At 62.2% G+C, this 23,302-nt stretch carries 15 protein-coding genes, 1 other RNA gene and 4 pseudogenes; 5 read left to right on the top strand and 15 right to left on the bottom strand.

The genetic code is table 11. The annotated features are described in order from the left end of the window. Positions 1–2 precede the first annotated feature (2 nt). From BMIN_RS03450 to BMIN_RS03435, 4 genes and pseudogenes are all read right to left on the bottom strand, one after another. Positions 3–1,754 (bottom strand): dipeptide ABC transporter ATP-binding protein, encoded by a 1,752-nt coding sequence (locus BMIN_RS03450; RefSeq protein ID WP_022861071.1) that lies wholly within the window; start codon positions 1,752–1,754, stop codon positions 3–5. Beyond that, positions 1,747–2,895 (bottom strand): ABC transporter permease, encoded by a 1,149-nt coding sequence (locus BMIN_RS03445; protein WP_022861072.1) that lies wholly within the window; start codon positions 2,893–2,895, stop codon positions 1,747–1,749. Before BMIN_RS03445 ends, BMIN_RS03450 begins: the two co-directional genes overlap by 8 nt. Before the next feature lie 2 nt (positions 2,896–2,897). Then, positions 2,898–3,958: pseudogene (locus tag BMIN_RS03440) on the bottom strand (ABC transporter permease). 212 nt (positions 3,959–4,170) lie between these two features. Beyond that, positions 4,171–5,772: an ABC transporter substrate-binding protein gene (locus BMIN_RS03435; protein ID WP_033395454.1), complete on the bottom strand. Its 1,602-nt coding sequence runs from the start codon at positions 5,770–5,772 to the stop codon at positions 4,171–4,173. Between the two features lie 338 nt (positions 5,773–6,110). Here BMIN_RS03435 and BMIN_RS03430 point away from each other — a divergent pair, with 338 nt between their 5' ends. The 5 genes from BMIN_RS03430 to BMIN_RS03410 all read left to right on the top strand — a co-directional run bounded on the left by BMIN_RS03430 (position 6,111) and on the right by BMIN_RS03410 (position 9,320). Beyond that, a complete protein-coding gene (locus BMIN_RS03430) occupies positions 6,111–6,698 on the top strand; it encodes a glycosyltransferase family 2 protein (RefSeq protein ID WP_022861075.1) in 588 nt (195 codons plus the stop codon). A gap of 229 nt (positions 6,699–6,927) precedes the next feature. Next, positions 6,928–8,262 (top strand): MFS transporter, encoded by a 1,335-nt coding sequence (locus BMIN_RS03425; protein ID WP_022861076.1) that lies wholly within the window; start codon positions 6,928–6,930, stop codon positions 8,260–8,262. Between the two features lie 17 nt (positions 8,263–8,279). Then, entirely contained in the window at positions 8,280–8,468 is a 189-nt protein-coding gene (locus tag BMIN_RS03420) for a hypothetical protein (protein ID WP_022861077.1), read from the top strand. Between the two features lie 148 nt (positions 8,469–8,616). After that, on the top strand, positions 8,617–9,120 hold the full coding sequence (locus BMIN_RS08035) for a hypothetical protein (RefSeq protein WP_022861078.1): 504 nt from the start codon (positions 8,617–8,619) through the stop codon (positions 9,118–9,120). Then, the gene (locus tag BMIN_RS03410; RefSeq protein WP_022861079.1) at positions 9,120–9,320 is read left to right on the top strand and encodes a helix-turn-helix transcriptional regulator; all 201 of its coding nucleotides are present in this window, start codon (positions 9,120–9,122) and stop codon (positions 9,318–9,320) included. Before BMIN_RS08035 ends, BMIN_RS03410 begins: the two co-directional genes overlap by 1 nt. An 835-nt stretch (positions 9,321–10,155) precedes the next feature. Here BMIN_RS03410 and ssrA read toward each other — a convergent pair. The 11 genes and pseudogenes from ssrA to BMIN_RS03365 all read right to left on the bottom strand — a co-directional run bounded on the left by ssrA (position 10,156) and on the right by BMIN_RS03365 (position 23,302). Continuing rightward, positions 10,156–10,550, bottom strand: a transfer-messenger RNA (tmRNA) gene (gene ssrA / locus BMIN_RS08350). A 172-nt stretch (positions 10,551–10,722) separates the two neighbouring features. Next, entirely contained in the window at positions 10,723–11,844 is a 1,122-nt protein-coding gene (locus BMIN_RS03405; RefSeq protein WP_152595178.1) for a cell division protein FtsQ/DivIB, read from the bottom strand. Positions 11,845–11,847: 3 nt separating this feature from the next. Then, positions 11,848–12,012 (bottom strand): annotated as a pseudogene (locus tag BMIN_RS09265) (UDP-N-acetylmuramate--L-alanine ligase); the annotation flags it as partial. Positions 12,013–12,193: 181 nt separating this feature from the next. Beyond that, positions 12,194–13,591: pseudogene (gene murC, locus BMIN_RS03400) on the bottom strand (UDP-N-acetylmuramate--L-alanine ligase); the annotation flags it as partial. Between the two features lie 140 nt (positions 13,592–13,731). Next, positions 13,732–14,902: pseudogene (locus BMIN_RS03395) on the bottom strand (UDP-N-acetylglucosamine--N-acetylmuramyl-(pentapeptide) pyrophosphoryl-undecaprenol N-acetylglucosamine transferase). 41 nt (positions 14,903–14,943) lie between these two features. Further along, the gene (gene ftsW / locus BMIN_RS03390) at positions 14,944–16,164 is read right to left on the bottom strand and encodes a putative lipid II flippase FtsW (RefSeq protein ID WP_022861086.1); all 1,221 of its coding nucleotides are present in this window, start codon (positions 16,162–16,164) and stop codon (positions 14,944–14,946) included. Between the two features lie 46 nt (positions 16,165–16,210). Then, positions 16,211–17,638 carry a UDP-N-acetylmuramoyl-L-alanine--D-glutamate ligase gene (gene murD / locus BMIN_RS03385; protein WP_022861087.1) on the bottom strand — a complete coding sequence of 476 codons (1,428 nt, stop codon included), beginning with the start codon at positions 17,636–17,638 and terminating at the stop codon, positions 16,211–16,213. A 54-nt stretch (positions 17,639–17,692) separates the two neighbouring features. Further along, positions 17,693–18,796 carry a phospho-N-acetylmuramoyl-pentapeptide-transferase gene (mraY, locus tag BMIN_RS03380; protein ID WP_026647440.1) on the bottom strand — a complete coding sequence of 368 codons (1,104 nt, stop codon included), beginning with the start codon at positions 18,794–18,796 and terminating at the stop codon, positions 17,693–17,695. Positions 18,797–18,892: 96 nt separating this feature from the next. Beyond that, a complete protein-coding gene (locus BMIN_RS03375; protein WP_022861089.1) occupies positions 18,893–20,536 on the bottom strand; it encodes a UDP-N-acetylmuramoyl-tripeptide--D-alanyl-D-alanine ligase in 1,644 nt (547 codons plus the stop codon). A 72-nt stretch (positions 20,537–20,608) separates the two neighbouring features. Then, positions 20,609–21,496, bottom strand: a complete 888-nt coding sequence (locus BMIN_RS03370; protein ID WP_022861090.1) for a hypothetical protein — start codon at positions 21,494–21,496, stop codon at positions 20,609–20,611. 39 nt (positions 21,497–21,535) lie between these two features. Then, positions 21,536–23,302 (bottom strand): peptidoglycan D,D-transpeptidase FtsI family protein, encoded by a 1,767-nt coding sequence (locus BMIN_RS03365; RefSeq protein ID WP_033395485.1) that lies wholly within the window; start codon positions 23,300–23,302, stop codon positions 21,536–21,538.

Raw genomic sequence — 23,302 nt, 5'->3', positions numbered from 1 at the left:
GATCAGGAACGAAGTAGCGCGTGCAGCTTCTCCCGATGTATCTGCTGCTCCCGTGGATCGGGAAGCGGCAGGGACGCCAGCAGTTTCTTCGTATAGGGGTCCGAGGGGTGACTTATCACCTCGGACGCGTCACCATGCTCAACGATGCGGCCCTTGTGCATGACCATGATTCTGTCCGCCAACATATCGACCACCGCAAGGTCATGGGTGATGAACAGGCACGCGAAACCGATCTCGGACTGGAGGCGGGTGAAGAGTTCCAGAACCTTGGCCTGGACGGACACATCCAATGCCGATGTGGGTTCGTCCGCGATAAGCAGCGAAGGTTTGAGCGCCAGAGCCCTGGCCAGCGACGCACGCTGGCGTTGGCCGCCCGACAGCTCATGAGGGAAACGGTCCATATAGGCGCGAGGAAGTTGGACCATCTCCAGAAGTTGTGCGACATAGTCACGGGCGGCCTGGACCGTGGGGTACTCATGATGAACGATTAACGGCTCGGCGACATTCTGTTCGATCGTCATCAACGGGTCGAAGGAGCTTCCCGGATCTTGGAAGACGAAGCCGATTTGCGTGCGGATAGGGCGGAAGTCATGTTCCTTCACCCCGTTCATCTCAGTTCCGAGAACCGTGAGCGAACCACCGCTGACTCGTTGGAGCCCGGCGATGGCACGCCCCGTGGTGGATTTGCCCGAACCGGATTCCCCTACCAAGCCCAATACCTCGCCATGACGGATAGTGAAATCGATGCCGTCAACCGCCACGAAATCCGGTTGCAACAGACGTCCCGGATAGGTGATCGTCAGACCCTTCGCCTCCACAGCGACCGGCTGATCATGCCAGTCGTCTGTCTTCGTCATCGGTGTTCCATCAGGATTCGTCACCACGATCTTCTGACCGATACGGGGAACCGCAGCCAGAAGACGACGGGTGTACTCATGTTGAGGAGCATAGAATATCTGATCCACGTCCCCCTGCTCGACGACACGACCACGATACATCACCACCACCTGATCGGCGATATCGGCGATCACACCCATGTTATGGGTGATGATGAGAACACTCGCCCCGAACTCGTCACGGGCAAGACGCAACAGATCGAGAATCTCCGCCTGCACCGTCACGTCCAAAGCGGTGGTGGGCTCATCAGCGAGGATAAGACCCGGGTTGAGCACAAGAGCCATCGCGATGACTATACGCTGCTTCTGTCCTCCGGAGAATTGGTGGGGATAGTAGTCCACGCGGGTCGCGGGATCGGGGATACCGACTTTGCGTAGGATCTCGATCGACTTCTTCCTTAGCTCATGACGATTCGTCAGACCATGAGCACGTAGTCCCTCCTCGATCTGCCAGCCTATCGTATACACGGGGTTGAGGACGGAGTTAGGCTCCTGAAAAACCATTGCGGCCCTGTCGCCACGCATTCTGCGCAGCGCATCACCACTGAGGGAGAGGACATCGATTCCTTGATCGTCGCTCCGGCCCGACAGATAGATTGCTCCCGAAGTCGTGGCCGTCTCAGGTAGAAGTTTGATAATGGATCTCGCGGTCACTGATTTTCCGGATCCGGATTCCCCGACGACGCCCACAACAGACCGTCGCGGAATGGTGAAGCTCACCCCGTCGATCGCCCTGATCGATCCGGCGTCCGTCATGAACGAAACACTGAGCCCCGTGATGCTGGCGAGTTCGTCATGGGGAAGGGTTCGGGATGAATCCGCGGACTCTGATCTTCCGGATTGCCGTTCGTCACTCATGATCCGACACCTCGCTCCCCTTGCCCTTGCCCTTGACTGTGGAACCCGTCGGCTCCTCCTTCACCGATTCCAGCGATGGAACGGATTCGGGGTCCATCACCGTCACACCCGTCGTGGACTCGACGGAAGTGTCCTCGATGGATCCGACGACCTCACCGGCGGACTTGCGTGCACGAAGACGCGGATCGGCAAGATCATTGAGGGACTCCCCTACCAGGGTGATTCCCAGAACGATAAGCACTATCGCGATGCCTGGCGCCACGGCCGTCCACCAGATTCCGGCCGTCACATCGGCCACCGAACGGTTAAGGTCATACCCCCACTCCGCCGCAGCGGTCGGCTCGATTCCAAATCCCAGAAATCCCAGACCCGCCAGGGTGAGTATGGCCTCAGATGAGTTGAGCGTGAGGATGACGGGCAGCGTGCGCGTCGAATTGCGCAGAAGGTGCTTGGTCATGATCCTCCATGTGGAGGCGCCGACGACCTTGGCGGATTCGATGTATGCGGACTCCTTGATCCGCACGACCTCCGACCGAATCACACGGAAGTACTGCGGTATATAGACCACGGTGATGGAGATGCCGGAGGCGAGGATTCCTCCCCAGAGGCTCGACTGTCCTCCGGAGATCATGATGGCCATGAGGATGGCGAGGAGAAGGGAGGGGAAGGAATAGACGGCGTCGGCTATGACGACCAGTACGCGATCGATCCACCCACCGAAGTACCCCGACACCAGACCAAGAAACACACCGACGAAAATGGACAGCAGAACCGCGATGATGATGGCGATGACCGCCGTTCGGGCGCCCCAGACCGTCCGACTGAAAACATCGAATCCGCCGACGGTAGTCCCCCACAGATGACCTGGACCGGGCGACGACTGCGTGGGGAATGCTTTTCCGTCAGCGCTTTTGATCTGCGCATATCCATACGGTGCGATCAGTGGCGCGGCGATGGCCACAACAAGGAAGAACGCCGTGATGACAAGCCCGACGACAAGCATCGCCTTCTGCCATCCCACGGCCATGCGAAGCTGCTTGACGAAGGGGATACGTGAAAGGAACGGGGATTCGCGCGGTGCCGAAAGAGCCTCGACCCTTTCACCGACCGTTGCAGTGGTTTCAGTGTTCGTGGACGGCACTGTCAGTACCTCACTCTCGGGTCGATGAGGGCGCTGATGACGTCCACGATGAAATTGACGATGGAGACTATCACGGCGATGAGAATCACAATCCCCTGGACCGCGACGAAATCCCGGGCCTTGAGATAGTTGGACAGCATGAATCCCAGTCCCTTCCATTCGAAGGTGGTCTCGGTAAGAACCGCTCCGGCGAGCATCATAGCGATCTGCATGCCCATCACGGTGATGATGGGTATGAGCGCGGGCCGCCACGCGTGCTTCGACAGCAGGCGTCCTTCGGAAACCCCACGAGAGCGCGCTGCCTCGACGTATCCCGAGGTGTACGTCGAGATGACGTTCGTGCGGACCAGCCGGATGAACACGCCTGCGGTCAGAAGACCCAGACTGAGCGCCGGAAGGATGGCATGGCCAAGAACATCCGCGAGAACCGACATATTGCCGAGTTGAAGGGCATCGATGATGTACAGGCCCGTCGGAGACACGAGACGCGAAAACTGCATCTCCGAAGACAGCGAGGATCTGCCCGAGCTGGGGAGAATTCCCAGCCACACCGAGAAGATCAGTTTGAGCATCAGCCAAGGAAGAACACCGGGGTCGCATAGCACAGAATCGCGAAGACCCTGATGGAGGCATCGGACAGGCTGTCACGCCTCCGGGCCGCCAGACGGCCCAGACCTATTCCCACGAGCAGGGCGATAACCAGCGACAGAAGCGTCAGTTCAAGGGTCGCCGCTCCATATCGCACAAGAATCGAGGCAACAGGCTGGTTGTCGGTCAGCGTCGTTCCCAGATCACCATGAAGGAGGTCGCCCAGATAATCGATATACTGCACGATCAACGGTCTATCGTATCCGGCCGCGTGCACCCTTCTCTGAAGCTCCTGCGGCGTGAGACGGCCTCCCATCGCGGCAGAAATGGGATCGCCAGTGGCGCGCATTACAAAGAACACGATGGTGACGAGTATGAACACGGTCGGGATGATCAGAAGGAAACGTGTGATGACGAATCGGAAGAACCCACCGGAAATTCTGTTTCTCCGCGGTTTTCCCCGGACCGAATCCACGGCCCCCGTCTTGGGTGCCCCCCCTGCTTCCGTGTCGGGTCGGGCGGTTGCGTGCGATGTCACTGAGAATCCTCCTTGATGATGTCCTTCATACCCATGCCGTCCTCGCCGGTCGCGGGGTCACCGACATGACGACAGCCGATGAGGACGCTCCCGTGGAGGAAGCGTCTCCATCGGCCTTGAGCCCTGGCGCAACCGGCATGAATCCTATGTCAGGATTTGGTCACCGAGGCGTAGCGGAAGCGGAAGGACGCATCAAGAACCACACCCTTGATGTTCTTTCCGGTAACAGCCAGCTGGGATCCCTGAAGAAGGGGGATGGTCGATAGATCCTGGCTCTCAAGCTCCTGGATCTTCTCGAGAATGGCCTTGCGGGAGCTCTCGTCCTTCTCCCCCGCCTGTTTGACGATCAGGTCGTTGACCTCGGAGTTGTGGTATCCGTTGTTGACGAAGTTGCCGTCGCGGAAGAACGGGGAGAGGTAGTTGTCGGGATCCGAATAATCGGGGAACCAGCCAAGCTGGTACAGCGGATAGGATCCATCCGAGTCGTCCGTTACGACACGTTCCTTGCTGTACTGCGTCCATTCAGTCTGCTGGATCTTGACCGAGAATAGACCTCCCTGCTCCAGCTGGGACTTGATGGCTGCGTATTCGTCAGCGGAGGATGCTCCATAATGGTCCGCATTGTACTGGATGTTCAGCGTGACCGGCGTCGTCACACCGGCGTCTTCAAGAACCTTCTTGGCTTTGTCCAGACTGGGTCCGCCCTCACCGTCGCCGTATGCGGTCTTGAGGGTGTCCTTGTGCCCCATCAAACCATCGGGAATATAGGAGTACATAGGGGTATAAGTCCCCTTATAGACCTTCTCGGCCAGCTCCTCGCGATCAAGAAGGTTGGCGACCGCCTGCCGGACAGCCTTGGCCTTTCCTGCGTCCGCGTCGGCTTGGGATTCGCCGAACGGCTGGATCTTCATATTGAAGACGAGCAGACGTTCCTCGCCGCCAGGCCCTTTGACGACCGTGACCTTGGAGTTCTTCGACAGGTCGGAGATGTCAGTGGGAGTCAATGAACGGTAGGCGATGTCGATCTGCCCCTCCTGAACGGCCATCTTGAGATTGGAGGAATCCGCAAAGTACTGTACCTGAACCTCGGAGTTCTTCGCCGGCGTCAGCCCCTTATAGCTGGTGTTCTTGGCATATGACAACGCCTCGTTGAGTTTGAAGGAGGTGAGCTTGTACGGGCCGGCAAAGGCGTTCTTCTTCACGATGGTGTCGGCGCTGGTGAGCTTGCTGGCCGAGAACACCTCGTCATCCACGATTGGTCCAGCGGGACTGGAAAGGACCTGCTTGAGAGTGACATCGTAGGGCACGGAGTCCTTGAAGACGACAGTGGAGGCATCCGGCGTCGAGATGGACTCGATGTTGGCTAGAAGCGACGACGGGCCGTTGGGATCGTTGATCTTCTTGACGCGGTCAAAGGAGAACTTGACGTCCTTGGAATCCAAGGTGTCCCCATTGGCGAAAGTCAAGCCGTCCTTCAGCTTGACGGTGAACTCGGTGCCATCTGAGCTCCACGATCCGTCATCGACGGCGATATCGGGGCTGAGCACCGAAGTTTTGTAGTTCTGCGCATACAGAAACGGGAACACCTGAATCTGCACGGCGTAGGAGCCGTTGTCGTACGATCCGGCGGGATCGAGACTCACGATCTTGTCGGTCGTTCCGATGGTTATCGCGTTCGACCCATCCTGGGTGGTCCCCGCCTTGACCCCTCCGCATGCGGCAAGTGACGCTACCGCAGCAACAGCCGCCATCGCAGCGGTGATTCTCTTATATCCCAATGACCTCTCCCTTATCTCTTATCTCGATGAGAACTCGGAGGCCGCTCTCCCAGTGGCCCCGAAGCCGCTACCCTATAAAGGTATTGTTTCGATGATATTGCCGGATCGTACGCGATCATTGAATGTCTCACGAGTTGAACATGGTGGCGGATGGCTCATGCCATGCATATCAGCGTCTACACTCGGAGCAGTCCCGGTCTGTCCAACGCGACGGGGAAGCGCTCCACGTCAGCGATCCGGCAACGTGGCGACCCGACCATTAAGGATGATGTGACGAGCGAGGACCCGAAGCGCTGGGAGAGGTGCGAACAGTGGTTGAAGACGATGCTTCCCGGGCACCGCTGGATTTCCTGTCGCATAACTGCTGTCCGGCCACATGCCTTGTCCGTGTGAGATCCTTCGCCGACTCCGGAGGGTACGACGAGGCGATGCGCTCGGGTTTCGAGGACTGGGACTTCTTCCTCTCTCTCCTCTCCACACGCGTCGACGCACATATCGCCATCGCTCCGGAGGAGCTCATCATCTATCGGACCGCGACGACGTCAAGCAACATCACCAGCATGTCCCACAGAATCGACCTTATGCGCCACATCATCGGACGCCATCATGATCTGTACGTCGAGCATCTTGAGGCCGCGTTGACCGGAATCGAAGCCATCTCCCTATCCCGTCTGACATTATGGGAGACGCTGATGCGCGGAGAGCACAACCCCAGCAACGATTTTCTGCGTCATCCCTCCTGTGGCGATGGCGGCATGGCCACCGCGGTGCGACTGTCGACACGTTCGATGACGCCCTTGACGACGAGGCCCGGCACTCTCCCGTCCACGGCGACGCCGACCGAAATACCAGCGCCGGAAACGACGCCGACCACGACGACCACGACGGCCCACAGCTAGAGCATGTCAGTGCGACTCCGTCCACGGAGTCGTATCATCACGGTGAGACGGTCGTATCATCACGGTGAGACGGTCGTATCATCACGGTGAGAGGAACGACCTCGCCGGATGACGGTCCCGAAGCATGGCCCTACTTGCGGACCATCGGCAACAGTGACACACGAGTACAGCGGGACGACGAAACAACGGGGCACCAACACCACAACGGGACGACGGAGGGTTCACGCGAATGACACGCGATGACGGGCAGGGCGGTTCGGATCAGATGGGATTCCTTCGGCACCTGTTCGTACCGATATACATGCCGGCCATCCTTTTCGCCACCGGCGAGGGAGCCCTGATCCCGGTCGTGCCGCTGACCGCCAAGGCTTTAGGTGCGGGACTGGCGGGGGCCGGCCTGATATCGGGACTCCTGATGATCGGCGTGGTCATCGGCGACATGCCCAGCGGCTACGCGGTCGCCCGATGGGGAGAGACCTTCGCGATGCGTCTGGCGGCAGTCATCGCGATCATCTCGGCCATCGCCTGCCGCATGGCGACCAACCTCATCGTCCTTTCCATCGGCGTCCTGATGATCGGCATCGCCTCCGCGACGTTCAACCTCGCACGCCACTCGTTCCTCACCACATGGACGCCCTGGTGGTACCGCGCCCGCGCGATGTCGCTGCTAGGCGGAACAACGCGCGTGGGTGCGTTCATAGGTCCGTTCATCGCCGCTCCGGTCATCGCCCTGAGCGGATCGGACGACGTCTATTGGATCCATGTGACGGCATGTCTGGGAGTTCTCATCCTTCTATGGGTCACGCCCGACCCCGAGAAGGAGCTATCCGCGAACCTCTCCGTGGCGCGGTCGGAACGTGGACTGGACACGCCCGCGCCGACGACCGGGAAAACGGCCCGACAGCCCCTGTCGATGCAGGCGACAACGGACGCCGATTCGGATGCGACCGAGGGATCAGCCGCGTCCGGATCCCGGAGACACCGCCTTTCGGTGCTCACGTATCTTCCGATCCTCATCAGACTGGGAACGGCGGCGGGAATACTGCAGATGCTGAGGGCCTCGCGGCAGGTGATCCTCCCGTTGTGGGGCGTCCAGCTCAACATCCCGGAATCCCGGATCGCCGTCATCGTGGGCATCGCAGGGGCCGTCGACCTCTCGCTGTTCTACACATCGGGACAGGTCATGGACCGTTTCGGACGACGCTGGGTGGCGGCGCCCGTCCTCGCCGGCCTGAGCCTCGCCCATCTGCTGCTCCCCCTCGCCACCGCGGAATGGGGCTATGTGACGGTGGCGATACTGCTGTCTCTGGCCAATGGGATGGGAAGCGGAATCGTCATGACGCTGGGCTCCGACCTCGCGACCCGCTACGCCGCCGACGACACACCGGGATTCCTCTCGGGATGGCGGGTGTTCACCGACTCGGGTTCCGCCGCGGGACCGCTGGCCATATCGGGTATGACGGCACTGGCGGGACTATGGTCCGCTCCCGCGCTCATGGGGATATGCGGGTTGGCGGGAGCGTTCATGATGGTCAGGTACATACCGCGGCTGGTGGGGCGCTAGAGCGCCGCTTTCGACGGATGAGCGGCGTCCTCTCGCAGAACCCGTCAAGCCGTATCAGAACGCCCACCGCCACGGCCTGGGCAGCCATCGCGAAAACGATGAGCGCGGGGATCGACACGGCGGAGAGCCATCCGGCGATGCCCAGCAAGCGCGCTCGGCATCAGGGATCGCTGATGCGCGACGAACGGAATGACCACCGCATCTAAAAACCTGGACCACGTGTCAAAATCGAGGGTCCAGCAAACGGCCGGCCTTCCCTTCCCTGTCAAGCGTATTTGACGTCAATCACGCTTGACAGTCAAGTTTACTTGACCGTTAAACATACTTGCCGTTTTAGGAATGGAAGGGAACCTCATGAACACCGTGGACGATACGCCGAACCGGCAGCGCTCGAACCGGCAGCGCTCGAAATGGGGTCGATCGAAGTGGGGTCGATCGAAGTGGGGCGGCGGCACCGGTGCCCTGGTCGCAGCAAGCATGGCAATCGCCATGCCGCTCTCACTGCTCTTCGGGTCGCTGTTCACGCTTCTCCAGAGCGAGTGGTCGCCTCTACCGTTCGCCATAGCCACGATCATCGTCCTGCCGAGCATGTTCGTGTCAGCGTGGGCCGTTCTGGTCGACCGCAACACTCTCACCGATGCCCCCAGGGACCCGGAATCCTCGGTTGAGAGCTGGTGGTACGAGAAGGCCGCATCATCCGCATTCAACGACCTGATCGCCATCATCGGCCTGAGCGCGGGGGCGTTTGCGCTTGCCGACATCCCCATCGCCACGAGCCATGCCTCCATGATCCTGGCGGCGATCGCCTTCGCCGACGTTGTCCTGCGCTACCTCATCGTCAGGAGGAAGGAGGGCTGATGCGAAACTCCCTATCCACCCTCCGCTCCGAGCGCGGCTGGTCCCAGCAGAACCTCGCGGACGCTCTGGGGGTCTCCCGTCAGACGGTCATCTCGCTGGAGAAGGGGCGCTTCAGCCCCTCGCTCCCCCTCGCGTTCCGGATCGCAGGCACCTTCGGATGCATGATCGAGGACGTCTTCTTCCCCGATTCCGACGACTAGACGCGCAGACCCTGACGACTAGATGCGCAGTGCGACCCGCGGAATCGCAGTGGAACGCCGATGATCATCCCCGCGATGACATCCGGGTTCCTGTGCACTTCGGTTGGGACCTGATGTTCCAGATGGGCATGGCTCGTGGTCGTGCCGCTCGCGGTTGCGGTAGGCTACGAAAACAATTGGAAAGGATGCACCGCTGTCAAAGAGAACGGAATCACGTTGGGCTTCGCTTGTCGGTTGGTTTCTGTTCGTGTTCTTTCTCACGGCGGTGGTCGCCGCCGCCATGAACGACAATGGATTCGTCGCAGCGCTCCGTCAGCAGGGAACATGGGTCATGGCTGCCATAATGGCCATCATCTCATTGATCGGGACGTATTTCGGTTCAAAGAATCAACAGCCGAACGGATGCCGATGAAGTTCACCGCCCCCTGCCGCATTGACGCTGATCGCACTCATAGGGTCGGAAGAGGCCGCGCACCCGAGGCATCCCTGAAAGTCACCGATCCCTGCAATCACCTTGCGATAGGCGCCATTGACGACTCGCTATGGAGAGAATGCCCGACATGGCTTACATGGCCTGCATGGCTTTGTCATAGAACACGCTGATCAGATGGCGATTGAAATCGAAACGCGCAAAACTCCGGGCGCCACCCATTGGACTGGACACCTCGAGAAGAATCCGAAGGGCTCTGGAATCCATCCCGCAGAACCCACTCTGCGGAACACCCAGAAAAGACGGCGAAAGGAAGACGCCAAAATACGCCGAAATGGGGAGAACGGCGAAACGCCCGGAACGCCAACGAAAAGGGCCACCCCTCGCGGAGTGGCCCTCATACCTCTGTGGAGCTGCCGGGAATTGAACCCGGGTCCGATGACCGTACCCTCAGTCTTCTACGTGCGTAGTCCGCTGGCCTTGTGGCGGTTTTTCTGCCCCCATCTGTGTCGCGGACGACCGATGGCGAGCATACCCGCGGTTAAAGTCCCTCAGTCGCCCCGAAGGTCAACGACTGAAGCAAGTCTTCTAAATGACGCTCAGCATCCCCCGAAGACGGGAGGGAGTGAACGGAGCCGCTGCTCACTGGTTAATCCTGATCAGAAATCAGGCAGCGAGAGCGAACTCAGTGCGGTTAGATTTAGCACTTGTTGTTTTGCGGAGGACGTCAGCGAGTGGACTCCGCGTTCTCGGCACGCTTCCCTGCGACGAACAGGTCACCGTCGAAACCGATCAGCCCCTTTGAAATTATCAAACCATCCGCATCATCACAAAACCAATCAACACAAAACCATCTGCATATCACATCGCCGATGAAGCGGACACTTTATTCTATCCCCACTTCGCCCGTGGGCTCGCCAAAACCATTCTGTCAGCGCAATCCGGAGGACATCGTCACCTGAGTCACCTGAGTCACCGGACGATGGGGCGCAGCGGCGCCGACACGTCGATCGTCGTGTAGTCCGACAACGCGTCGGAATTCTCCAGAAGCTTCGTCGTCACGGCGGTTTTCATCGTCATCTCCGAGGAATCCCCCCAGATGACCGTGTACCGCCGCGAATCCAAAGTCGTGGTGATCGAGTCCTGCGTCTTCGCCTCCACCGAGCTGACACGAGTCCGCAACGATTCCGGAAGCGCCGCAAGGACCTTCAGGGCCTGTTTGACGGAATTGCGCTCCAACGCGTTCGTCACGTCATCGACCCCGATAACGGGGATTCCCTTGGTCGACGCGCCCTTGACCGAGTTGAGAACACGGCCTTTGCCGTCAACCGCGGTCATCGAACCGTGGGAGTCCTTCAGCAGCGCCGCGGGACGGCGCGCGGTGACGGTGACGGTGAGCCGATTGGGCAGCTTCTTGTCCACAGAGGCATCCACCACGCCGGGAATGTCCTTCAAGACGTCCACGACTCGTGACGATGAGACCAGAAACAGGGATTTCCCGGACTGCCGGTCGGCGATGGCCATGATCTGCTCGCGCGACACCCAGTCATTGCCTCCCACGATGGTGATGTCATCCGTCTCCAGTCTGAACACGGGCGACAGGAAAACGGTCCACAGCATCACCGCAAGAACGACCAAAGCAGCGATGCCTATGGCGACGCGTGACAGCACCGCCCGCAGCCGTGCATGCTTGCGTTCGCGGAGTCTGGAGGAGAAGTCGATGATCTTGGGACGCATGGCGACGCCAAGAGGACCGCTGGTCTCCTTGAGCGTCCTGTCGACCATATCCTCGCTGGGCAGACCCCGGGCATCCACGAACTGCCCCGGAGCCGTGGATGAGGCCTGCGGAATCGGAGTCGACGCCGCGACCCTCGCAGCTGCGGCGGAGGACTTGCCATCGTTCCCGCGGCTCGACGCCCTGCGGGCTTCAGACGACGACCCCTTCACGGACTCGCGGAGCTCCGCCTCGGAGGCGCGCGCCGATCCGACGCGTCTGCGGGCATGACCCCGAGCGGGTCGGGGCGACGCCGACCGCGGCTCCCTCTCCGACCCATCGTCACGCGATGATGCCGATCCCGTCACACGTCTAGGCATACGTCACACCTCGCATGTCCCTCGATGCGCCTGAAGGGCATGGATGATCACCGGAGCCATATCGGTGATGTCGCCGGCCCCCACAGTGAAGATCACATCGCCCCTGTGGGCACGCATGGCCATCATCTGAGCCGCGAGGTGCATATCCCCGACGGCCTGAATCCATGCGGCCGAATCGTCTCTCTCCCGGCCTCCACGCACAGGGCGTCCCCCACGCCGCAGAACGTCCCCCACGCGCAGAACGTCCCCCACGCGCAGAACGATCGGAGGAAGCGGATTCCTGATCCGTCGCGTCCAAGGTCGTCGAGTCCAAGGCCGTCGCGTCCGCGACCACCACATCCTGATCCGCCGCGCCCGGATTCTTCATCCCCCGTGCTGCCGCGACTATGGTGTCGGCCGTGACGTCCGGATAATCCTCCTGACGCTCACGCGCGGGGAATATCCCCGTCACTATGACGTCGTCCGCCAGTGACAGCGCGCGGGCGAAATCACTCGCGAAGAACCTGGTTCTGGAGAAAAGATGCGGCTGGAACAGAACGCGGATGCGACTGTCGGGGAACCGTCTTCTCGCCGCGTGGAGAAGCGCCGCCACCTCGGTGGGATGATGCGCGTAATCATCGAAGACCTGAACGCCCTTCTCCTCTCCACGCCGCTGGAAGCGCCGGCTCGCGCCAAGGAACGTCTCGGCGGCGGCGGCGGCGGCACGCGGATCCATACCCAGAAGAGTCGCCACGATAATCGCCGCCGTGGCGTTTCTCGCGTTGTGCACTCCGGGAATCGACAATGCGACCGGAATCCGTATGTCCCCACGATCGCGATCCTCCGCCGTCACCAGCCCTTCGGGAAGAACCACGGTGAAGCGCTCACGACCGCTTCCCGTGGATTCCGTCTCCGATTCGATTCTCACCACGCTGGCCCCGCGCAGATCGCCAAGCCCGTCCGCGTTCGCGGTCGTGTAGACCACCGTGCGTTCCACCGTGGCCTGATCCAGCTTCTCGAGAACCTCACGGGCGCCCTCGTCGTCCACGCCGATGACGAGGCGGTCGACGGCATGTCCGGCATAGGACACGAACGCCTGATGGTAGGCCTCGGCGGTTCCGTAATGATCGAGATGGTCGGCCTCGGCGTTGGTGATCACCGCGATGGAGGGATGGTATTTGAGAAAGCTTCCGTCGGACTCGTCGGCCTCGGCGACAAGGACGTCCCCCGTTCCCGCATGTCCCCCATCAAGCGTGGTGCCGTCCGGCCCCTGGATGGTCCCTCCGATGGCGTAGCCGGGATCGGCGAGACCCGGCGTCCGGGATGAGCGGAGGATGTGGGCGATCAGCGAGCTTGTGGTCGTCTTCCCGTGCGCTCCCGCGATAGTGACGGAACGCTTGCCCCTCATCAGCAGATCGAGGATGTCGCTGCGATGGACGATGGGCACCGAAAGATCGGCCGCAGCGAGGATCTCGGGATTGTCGGGCTTGACGGCGGATGAATAGACCACCACGGCGGCATCCCTGACGTTCTCCGGATCCTGACCGATATGGACGCTGATCCCGGCATCCTCAAGACGCGCCGTCTTCTCGCTCGCCTGCCGATCCGACCCGCTGACATGGACTCCGCTCTGGCTGAGCATCTCCGCGAGAACGCTCATGCCGGCCCCGCCGATGCCGATGAAATGGGTCGGTCCCAGATCGGAAACCCGCCACCCCTCGGGAAAAGCCGCGGCCGTAGGATCCAATGTCACTGTGCGGGTTCTCATGATGTCAGACAATCCCTGTCTCCTTTGCGGATTCGTGCCTCTCCAGTATGAACTCACCCGGGGTCATATGGCCCCTTCTCTTAGGACTCCCCACGTGACTCTCCACGGGACTCTCCATCAGGGCCGTCGACCACATCCGATCAGTCGACCAGACCCAGGACGATGGACGCCATGGTCTGCGCGGCGTCGCGAATCCCGTACGACCATGCCTGATGGCCCGCCTTCGCCAGAGCGTCGGTGTCGGCGAGCATCGCGGGCACGTTCCGGGCGACCCACCGGGTGGTGAAATCATGGTCATCGACCAGCACCCCACCTCCGGCGTCGACCACCGGAGCGGCGTTGAAGCGCTGCTCCCCGTTGCCGACGGGCAGCGGAACATACACCGCGGGAACCCCCAATGCGGACAGCTCGCACACCGAGCCCGCTCCGGAACGGCAGATCACCAGATCGGCGCATCCGAAGGCCAGATCGATCCGCTCAAGATAGGGCGCGATATGGTAATCCCCCATACCCGCATGAGTGGGCCCCAGATCGTTGATCACGTCGGCCCCGGCCTTCTGCGCGACCATATCACGCACTTCGACGTCCTTGCCGCGCCCCGTGAGATGGACGACCTGCGTGTGTCGCAGCAGCTCCCGTGCCGCGCTGGACACCGCGGCGTTGAGGCTCAACGCACCCAACGACCCCCCCCGTCACGACGATAATGGGACGATCCGGATCCAATCCCAACGCCTGAGCGCAATCACGCCGTGACACGCGGGCATCCCTTTCACGAGAGTCGATAAGCCGTGCGATGGCGGGGCGCAGCGGAAGCCCGACGCGCACAAGCCTTGCCCCGGGACGCGCCCTAAGCCCCGTTTCGTCGAATGCCGTGGCCACGACATCCGCCCAACGCGCTCCCAGCCTGTTGGCCATGCCCGCGCGGGCGTTCTGCTCATGCACCACCATTGGGATGCCCATGCGGTGCGCGGCACGATAGGCGGGCGCGGAGGCGTACCCCCCGAAGCCGACAACCACATCCGCCCCACGCCGCGACAGAATGTCACGCACCCTGGCCACCTCATGGTGCCATCGCGCGGGGAAGGACATCATGGACGCATCGGGCCGGCGGGGAAAAGGAACCTTCTCGATGACGTCCATCTCGTACCCCGCCCGGGGAACAAGATCGCTCTCAAGCCCCTGAGCCGTGCCGATGACGCTCACCGACGCGGTGGGATCCATCGTTCTGATCGCGTCGCCCACCGACAACAACGGATTGACGTGTCCCGCCGTTCCGCCACCGGCAAGAACGATATGGACCTGCGATTCCATCTCCACCTGTTTTCCCTCAGCCTGTTTTCCCTCGGTCACGTTCACGAGCTTAGCGCAGTGGCGTAGTCCCTGATCTGATCCTGCGAACGCATCATGCTGACGGCCACTCCCGCCGCCATCAGACACATGATCAGCGACGATCCGCCCGCCGATACGAAGGGAAGCGGAACCCCCATGACCGGAAGAAGGCCCACGACGACCATGATGTTAACCAGCCCCTGACCCACGATCCATGTGGCGATGCATACCATGACGACGGCCGCGTACCTGTCGCGCGTGCGCATCGCCACGCAGATCAGGCACCATCCCAGCACCACGAAAAGAAGAATGACCAGGGCCGCACCAAGGAATCCCGTCTCCTCGCCGATGATCGCGAAGATGAAATCGTTATGGGCCTCGGGAAGATAGTTCCATTTCTCCTTGGAGTTGCCGATCCCCACTCCGAAGAAGCCACCCGATGCCATGGCGTATTTCGCCCGTATCGCCTGATAGCAGACCTCCTGCGCCTGCTCGTTGGTGCAGCTCTGATAGGCGGCGAGGATCCTGTTCATACGATTCGGGCTGCTGACCACGATCACGCCGATGGACAGAGCCAGAACGCCGAATATCCCCAGAAGCCACCGCAGCGGAAATCCGCCCACCAGAAAGGCCGCGGCCCCGATGATGACCAGAATCATGGCGGTGCCGACATCCTTGCCGCCAAGAACCGTCAGAAGGCAGACGCCGAAGAAGAACGCCGGCCACACATAAGCGACCATCCCATCACGCTTGAACCGCTGGGATGCCTGCTGCATGGCGCGTGGAAGCCAGATGCACAGCATGAGCTTCATGAATTCAGCAGGTTGCATGGTGAATTTCCCCGGGATCCCGACCCACCCGGCGTTGCCGTTGACCGAAACCCCCAAAGGGGTGAAGGTGATGAGCTGCAGGACGACGGCCAGCCCCAGCAGCACTCCGGCGAAGCGCCGGTACCAGTCGACGGGCATGTGCATGGCCGCGACGCCTGCGACGATTCCGATCACGCAGTAGACGCACTGGGTGATGGCCTGATGCCACGGGGACAACCCCGCCGAGACCATGATCACTGACGAGCTGGAGAACACCATGATCACGCCGAAGCAGGTGAGCGTGATGACGGAAAGCCGGAAGCCGTGATAGCACCAGAGCGGATTAAGGAGTCTGCGCATCCCCCGGTAGTCCTCGATCGGCGCTGACGCGGGCGGCGGCGTCGCGGAGCCCGGCCGGTCCGACGGCGCATCCATCTTCCGGCCTGTCCGACGGGACAGGATTCTTCGCGGCGATATCTTCCTAGAACCCATGCGCATTCACCCATCGCATCGATTCCGCCGCGAACTGGTCTCCACGATCCGCATATGACACGAACTGATCCATCGACGCGCATGCGGGCGCCATAAGAACCACATCGCCACCACGGGCGTATTCCCCGGCCGCATCGACGGCGCGCCGCATGACGGAGGCGTTCTCCGTGGGATCGATAACCGTGACGGGAATGTCGGGAGCCTCGGAACGCAACGCCTCCTCCATAGGGGCCTGATCGACGCCGATGACCACGACCGCCCTGATCACCGAACGGCGGCTGCGGACAAGATCCTCGAATCTGGCGCCCTTGGCCAGTCCCCCGGCGATCCAGACAACCGATCCGGGATGGAAACTCGCCAACGACGCCGCCGCGGCATGGGCGTTCGTCGCCTTGGAATCGTCCACGAATCTGATCGCCGTCTCTCCCCGCCCGGCGACGGCGACGGTCTGGATGCGGTGACCTCCCGGCGTGAATCCGCGCAGCGCCTCGACCGCACGCACGCGATCCGCCCCATAGCCCAGAGCCAGCGCCAGCGCCGTCATGCCATCGGCGAGAAGATGCGGATACACTCCGCCGTCCGGCTCGCACAGATGGGTCAGGGACGCGACCTCGGCGAGGGGAACGGGCTCGCCCACCGGTCCGCCGGCCACGCCGCTTCTGTCGACGATCCACCCGTCACGCACGCCGATCTGCCCGGATTGCGGAGCACCCAGCGTGAACCCCACGAAGCGGCATGAGGGCTCGGTCCTCGCATCATGCGCCAGACGCGAGACCCGCTCATCATCGGCGTTGTAAACCAACGCCCTGCGGACGCCATGAAAGACCCTGGCCTTGTCCGCGGCGTAGTTCTCCATGCCTCCATGCCAATCCAGATGATCCGCCGCGATGTTTGTGATGGCTGCGCAGTCCAGAGCCAGGGAATCGGTGAAATGCAGCTGGAAGGAGCTCAGCTCAACGCACAGGACGTCATGCCTGGGATCCACCGCGGCATGGGAGACTGCCTTGCCGATGTTGCCCACCGCCGGGGCGTCAAGGCCGCACGCGCCGAGGATCTCTGACGTCATCTCGGTGGTGGATGTCTTGCCGTTCGTTCCGGTGATGCCGATCCACCCCGCCCTGTCGCCCGTCGACGCCGTCGGCACCCGCAGCCACCAGGCGATCTCCACCTCGCTGACCACGGGAATCCCGCGACGCTCGGCCTCGCGGATGAAGGACGTCCGCGGGTTGAATACGGGCGAGCTCATCACCAGATCGACATCGGTCCAGTCGATGTCGTCGAAGGAGCGGACATCCGCCTCGGGCCGCTTCTCGTCCACCGTGATGACGCGTCCCGCCCGCCCGCGAAGCACCTCGGCGACGCTCCGGCCGGAAACCCCCAGCCCCGCCACCACAACGGTTTTCCCTGTGACATCCATGACGCCATCCTTTCCACGCATAGCCCGATGAGGCATCGTCGCCGCGGCCGCGGCTCACACCAGCAGACCGGAGCGGCCCGCCCAGTCACCATAGAAGACCATCAAACCGATCAGCACGAACATCAGCTCGATCATCCAGAACCTCACGACGACCTTGGACTCGCTCCATCCCAGAAGTTCGAAATGATGATGGATGGGGGCCATCCTGAACACCCGGCGGTGCGTGGCCTTGAAGAAGCCCACCTGAACGACGTCGGACAGCGCCTCCATCACGAAAAGCCCGCCCACGATCAGCGCGAGGAACTCGGTATGCGTCGCGATCGACAGGGCGGCGAACAGCCCGCCCAGCGCCAGCGATCCGGTATCACCCATGAAAATCGTCGCCGGATTGGAGTTGAACCACAGGAATCCGAAGCACGCCACCGCTGCGCACACCGCGATGATGCTCAGATCAAGCGGATCCGACACAGCATAGGCGAATCCCGGCCGTCCGGCGCCTTTGATGTGGTAGCTCTCCCAGAACGCGATCAGACCGTAGCCCGCGAAGGCGATCATCGACGATCCCGACGCCAGCCCATCGAGCCCATCGCTGAGGTTGACGGCATTCGTCCACGCCGTCATCAGGAAATTGACCCAGAGGATGAAGATGACGATCGAGGCGACACGGCCGGCGCCCTCGAAGCTGAGGAACGGCGTCTCGATGAAGCTCATTCCCGACTGCGCGCTGGCGAAGCCGGACTTCGTCGGCATCCTCAGGGCCAGAACCGCGTATATCGTCGCGAAGACGAACTGCCCGATGAACTTGGCCCGCACCGACAATCCAAGATTCTGTTTTTTGCGAACCTTGGCGAAATCGTCGATGAATCCCAGCAGTCCCATCGACACCATGGCGAAAAGCACCAGGATGGCCGACCATGAGGGCGTCCGGCCGGCGGTGAGGTAACGGTACAAAGCCGAGCTCGCCCATCCAAGAACGATGGCGAGATTGATGACGACGCCGCCCATGGTCGGCGTGCCGCGCTTGACCTGATGCGACCGAGGACCGTCCTGACGGATGTACTGCCCGTAATGCAGCCGGTGAACCAGCCTGATCAGAAGCGGCGTGCCGAGAATGACCACCAGCAATGACACCACAATCCCTATGATCAACGAAATCATGTCGTCAACCCCGTTTCTCTCTCTCGGTCCCTGCATTCCGCTCGGTCCCTGCATTCCGGATCCTGATCCCGATCCGGCGACCATATCGCATATGGCTCATGGCCTTCCGGTATCATGGCCCGTCCCGGGGACCGTCCACGAGGACGCCAGCGCGCTCAGTCCCGAAGCATGAGACCCCTTGAGCAGAACCACCGACCCCGGATGTCCGCGCACGAGGCGCATGACCATGATATCGGCCTGCGCGGAGTCCTCGGCCACGGCGACGCGAACGTCTCCGTGCCGTCCGGCGGTTTCATCGTCCCCCACGGCCTCGCGGGCACCCTGGGCAAGGCACCCCGCCAGATCCGCCAGATGCCCGTCACCATCACCGTTTCCCACGGCGATCACGGCGTCGGCGCCGCAGGACACGGCATATCGGCCGATCGAACGGTGGAGTGCGTCCTCGTCGGCGCCCAGCTCAAGCATCGCCCCCAGAACGGCTATCCGGTATGGTTCGCACGACGGGGACTCGGACGACGAAGGCCCGGACGACGAAGACTCATATGACGAAGACTCATATGACGAAGGCCCGGACGACGGCCCGTCCCCCCACCGGGCAAGACCGTCAAGTCCGGCCATCATGGAATCGGGATTCGCGTTGAAGGAGTCGTCGATAAGGGTGAATTCCGCGCCGTCGCGGACCACGCGCGAGACGGCCATGCGGTGGGGACTGATATGTTCGACGCCGGACAGCGCTGCCGCGATCCGGTCCACGCCCACGCCCACGTGCCGAGCGACCGTCGCCGCGGCAAGGGCGTTGACGACGTTGTGCCGTCCGGGGATGGCCAGCCGGACCCTCGCCTGCACCACGCCATCGTCAAGGGTGAAGGACGGGCGGTCATGCCCGTCGAGGCGCACATCGGTCGCCGACAGAAGCGTGGATCGGCCATCGCCGGGATCATCCGAGCCAGCGGGATCATCGCAGACGGCGGAGCAATCGGGATCATCGGGATCACGGAACCACAGGACATCACCCGGAGCGATCGCGGCCATCGCCGCGACGTGCGAGTCGCCTGCGTTCAGCACCGCGGTTCCTCCGTCCACCAGCCCCCTGACGATCTCGCTCTTTGCCTGCGCGATGCGCTCGACCGAGCCGAACTCTCCCAGATGGGCCACGCCGACCTTGAGGACCACGCTGATATCGGGAGGGACGATACTCGTCAGATGCGCGATCTCGCCACCGTGGTTGGCGCCCATCTCGGCGATCAGGAAACGCGTGCAGGGGCCGACCCGCAGCGCCGTCAGAGGAAGTCCGATCTCGTTGTTGAACGATCCGACGGGTGCCACGGTCTCCCCCACCGTCGACAGAACCGCGTTCAGCATGTCCTTCGTGGTCGTCTTCCCGACCGACCCCGTAATGCCGATGACGGTGAAGTCGCCCTCCGCGTCACGCCTCAGGGCTATGGAGGCCCGGGCGACGTCACCCAGCGCTTCGACGGTGTCGGGAACGACTATCTGGGCAATGCCCGCACCCGCCACCTCGTGGTCGACGATGGCGGCCACCGCTCCATCCCGCGCGGCGGAGTCCAGAAAATCGTGCCCATCGACCCGCTCGCCCTTGATGGCCACGAAAACGGTACCGGGGAGGACACGCCGCGAATCCGTGACGACCTGTTCCACGGCGGAATCAGGTGCGGTCGCGTCACCCACCATGCTTCCTCCCACGACCCGGCACAGCCGCGCGACGCTTATCGGCATCATGACAAGACTCCCCTCACCACCGCACATCCTTCCTTGGTTATCGGACACTCTTTTCGTGTCTCCATCTGGCGGTCAGCGCAGTTCACGAGACACCTTCAGCGAGTTCCGGACGGTGCTTCTACGCACTCCCGCGCCCAAAGCCATCGAGATGGCCAGCGACAGCCGCCGACGGCCATCTGGCTGCGGAGCCATGCCCGACTGTTCGGCAAGCTCATCGGATTCCACAGTGGTCCCCACCGTCTGGGCGTCGTCGGACAGCGTGAATCCGTACCGATCGCGAAGACGCGCGGACAGCCGATCCGTATCGACGCCCTGCCGTCCCGCGTCGACGCAACCGAGCACATCGACCGAAAGCGAGCACAGCGCGCCCTCGGCAAGCGTCTTGTCATCGAGGGAGATGACCACGGCGGAGGCACCGTCCTCGACGCATATCGCCAGCGTGTTCTGGACGTCCAGGGCATGAATCGGATGGCGCAGAGGAAGGTGACGCTCCAGCGAGCGTGATTCGGCGGCGCTGATCACGGCGACCGGATTGCCCAGCATATGAAGGAATCCCGCCACCCGCACGACGGTCGCCTGCGTCTCGTCCGCGTCGCTTCCCGCGACCGCGAACACGGCAAGGTAATCGGAGGGTGAGCCCGCCAGATCGGCGGACATCGCCCCCATCTCGTCCACGGTGGGATTCCCGTAGAGAACGGGCACGCCGAACGGCTGGTGATCGTCGTCGCGCCGTCCATCCAGAACGACGGCGTACGCACCTCTGGTCATGGCGGTCTCCACATCGCCCGCCTGCGCATGGGGCAGAATCAGAAGGGAGCCCGGCCGAACCTGATCGACGTCATCGGTCAGCGCGGTGACCGTGACTCCCCCGGCCGAGGGGGGATCAAGAGTGAAGCCGTAATGCCCCGCAAGATAGGACAACGTCACGTGCTTGGACATCGCCTCGTTCACCAGTCCCATCGTGCGTTCCCTTCGTCACCCATTCGCTTTCCCTCGGACCTACCAGTCCACCGGGATAGCACTTTTGCGGGCCTCCGACGTCGGAACCTGATACTTCTGCATAAGGAATTCACCGATCTGCTTGAAAAGCGGCCCGGCCGTCAACCCGCCATAGATCCCCTGGGGGTTCTTGATGACAACCGTGATCACGAAACGCGGGTTGTCCGCAGGGATGATCCCGGCCCAATCGGCGACGATACCCGTCAGCTTACCGTCACTGCCGGCGACCTCGGCCGTGCCGCTTTTGGACGCGACGCGGTAGCCATCGACCTTGGCGAACTGGTCGTAGTGCTCCGCGGCCGATTCCATGGCATCCATCATCTGCGAGGCCACATCCTCGTCGACGACGCGAACCGCCTTGCCCGTGGTCGGATGCGTCACCTTGCCGTCGGGGGAGATAACCGACTTGATGATGGACTGCTGGGTCCTCACGCCCTTGTTGGCGATGGCAGCTATCGCGTTAGTGATCTGGAGGACGTTGGTCGCATAGCCCTGCCCGAAGAGCACGGTGTTGCGGGTTCGTCCGTCCCATACCTCGGGTCCGGTCAGAGTTCCGGAGGACTCTCCGGGAATCCCCATCCCGCTTGACTGGCCGATCCCGAACTTGGTCAGGAACTTGTAGCGGTCGCTGTCGGAGTACTTCTCCCCCGCCATGACCATGCCCACGTTGGAGGATTGCTGGAGGATTCCGGAAAGCGTCCAGTTGCTGGTTGCGTGCTCCTCGGCATCCTGATACGTCTGCCCGTCCTTCTCGATCCGCCAAGGGACCGTGAACTTATCGGTGAGCTTGTGTGCCCCGGTCTGGAGCATGCCGGACATGGACAGCACCTTGCCGATCGACCCCGGCTCGAAGGTCGTTCCCACGGCCCGGGCCACGCCCATCTTGGCCGTGTCGCTTCCGGCCGTGATGCTGTCGGAGTCGTCCAGGGCGATGATCTGGCCGGTGGAGACGTCCTGCACGACGGCCAGGGCCCAATCGGCCTCGTACGTCTTCACCCCATCCTGAAGGACCTTCTTGACGTACCAGTCGACGTCGCTGTCGATCGTCAGCTCGACGTCGCTGCCGTCGACGGCGTCGCGGGACTTCGTGACGGTTCCGGGGATCTCCTCGCCGCCGTTGCCCTGCTGATAGACCTTGTATCCGTCCTTGCCGTTCAGGGTCTTGTTCTCCATCAGCTCGATGCCGCCGACGCCGTCGCCGTCGTCGTTGACCCCGCCGATAAGCGCTCCGGCCATGGTTCCGGAGCTGTAGAGCCTGTCGCTGCTCAGCTCGCCATAGATGTATCCGCCCAGATTCAGCGCGTCGAGCTCCCGCATGACCTGGGGCGTCACGTCCTTCTTCAGGACGGCGTACTGCCCGGACACCGACATGATGGCGCCCAGCTTCATGGCGTTCATCTTGAGGATGGGAGCCACCAGTCTGGCGACGGCGGCGGCCCCCGTCACTCCCACGGGCTTGCCGTCGATCTCATGGCAGTAGCTCTTCGTCTTGGTGGTGCAGGTGACGGGCTCGAACGTCGCGACCGCCTCGGGATTGGCGACCACCGTATAGCGTTCGGCGCTGGAGGCCAGAACCGTGCCGTTGCGGTCGAGGATGCGTCCGCGGTTGGCGCTTATCGTGACGGGAAGCGTCCGGCTCGCAGTCGCGGCCTGGGCAATGCTTTTCCCCTCCAGAAGCTGGATGGAGACCAGTCTGCCCAGGCAGGCCAACGCGAGAATGGCCAGAACCACTCCGACGACGATGACCCGCCTGGCCATGGCCTTCAT

It is taken from the genome of Bifidobacterium minimum (assembly GCF_000741645.1).
In the GTDB taxonomy this organism is placed as follows: Bacteria; Actinomycetota; Actinomycetes; order Actinomycetales; family Bifidobacteriaceae; genus Bifidobacterium; species Bifidobacterium minimum.
The sequence above is the reverse complement of the archived record's forward strand: the minus strand, read 5'-3'. Positions and strand labels throughout refer to the sequence as shown.

What these genes read in the sequence shown, in the direction of transcription:
- BMIN_RS03375 (WP_022861089.1), bottom strand. Translation starts at nt 20,536, where the DNA reads ATGATGCCGATAAGCGTCGCGCGGCTGTGCCGGGTCGTGGGAGGAAGC.
- ftsW (WP_022861086.1), bottom strand. Translation starts at nt 16,164, where the DNA reads ATGGATGCGCCGTCGGACCGGCCGGGCTCCGCGACGCCGCCGCCCGCG.
- mraY (WP_026647440.1), bottom strand. Translation starts at nt 18,796, where the DNA reads ATGATTTCGTTGATCATAGGGATTGTGGTGTCATTGCTGGTGGTCATT.
- BMIN_RS03405 (WP_152595178.1), bottom strand. Translation starts at nt 11,844, where the DNA reads ATGCCTAGACGTGTGACGGGATCGGCATCATCGCGTGACGATGGGTCG.
- BMIN_RS08035 (WP_022861078.1), top strand. Translation starts at nt 8,617, where the DNA reads ATGAACACCGTGGACGATACGCCGAACCGGCAGCGCTCGAACCGGCAG.
- BMIN_RS03450 (WP_022861071.1), bottom strand. Translation starts at nt 1,754, where the DNA reads ATGAGTGACGAACGGCAATCCGGAAGATCAGAGTCCGCGGATTCATCC.
- BMIN_RS03420 (WP_022861077.1), top strand. Translation starts at nt 8,280, where the DNA reads ATGAGCGGCGTCCTCTCGCAGAACCCGTCAAGCCGTATCAGAACGCCC.
- BMIN_RS03425 (WP_022861076.1), top strand. Translation starts at nt 6,928, where the DNA reads ATGACACGCGATGACGGGCAGGGCGGTTCGGATCAGATGGGATTCCTT.
- murD (WP_022861087.1), bottom strand. Translation starts at nt 17,638, where the DNA reads ATGGATGTCACAGGGAAAACCGTTGTGGTGGCGGGGCTGGGGGTTTCC.
- BMIN_RS03410 (WP_022861079.1), top strand. Translation starts at nt 9,120, where the DNA reads ATGCGAAACTCCCTATCCACCCTCCGCTCCGAGCGCGGCTGGTCCCAG.
- BMIN_RS03365 (WP_033395485.1), bottom strand. Translation starts at nt 23,302, where the DNA reads ATGAAGGCCATGGCCAGGCGGGTCATCGTCGTCGGAGTGGTTCTGGCC.
- BMIN_RS03435 (WP_033395454.1), bottom strand. Translation starts at nt 5,772, where the DNA reads ATGGCGGCTGTTGCTGCGGTAGCGTCACTTGCCGCATGCGGAGGGGTC.
- BMIN_RS03370 (WP_022861090.1), bottom strand. Translation starts at nt 21,496, where the DNA reads ATGGGACTGGTGAACGAGGCGATGTCCAAGCACGTGACGTTGTCCTAT.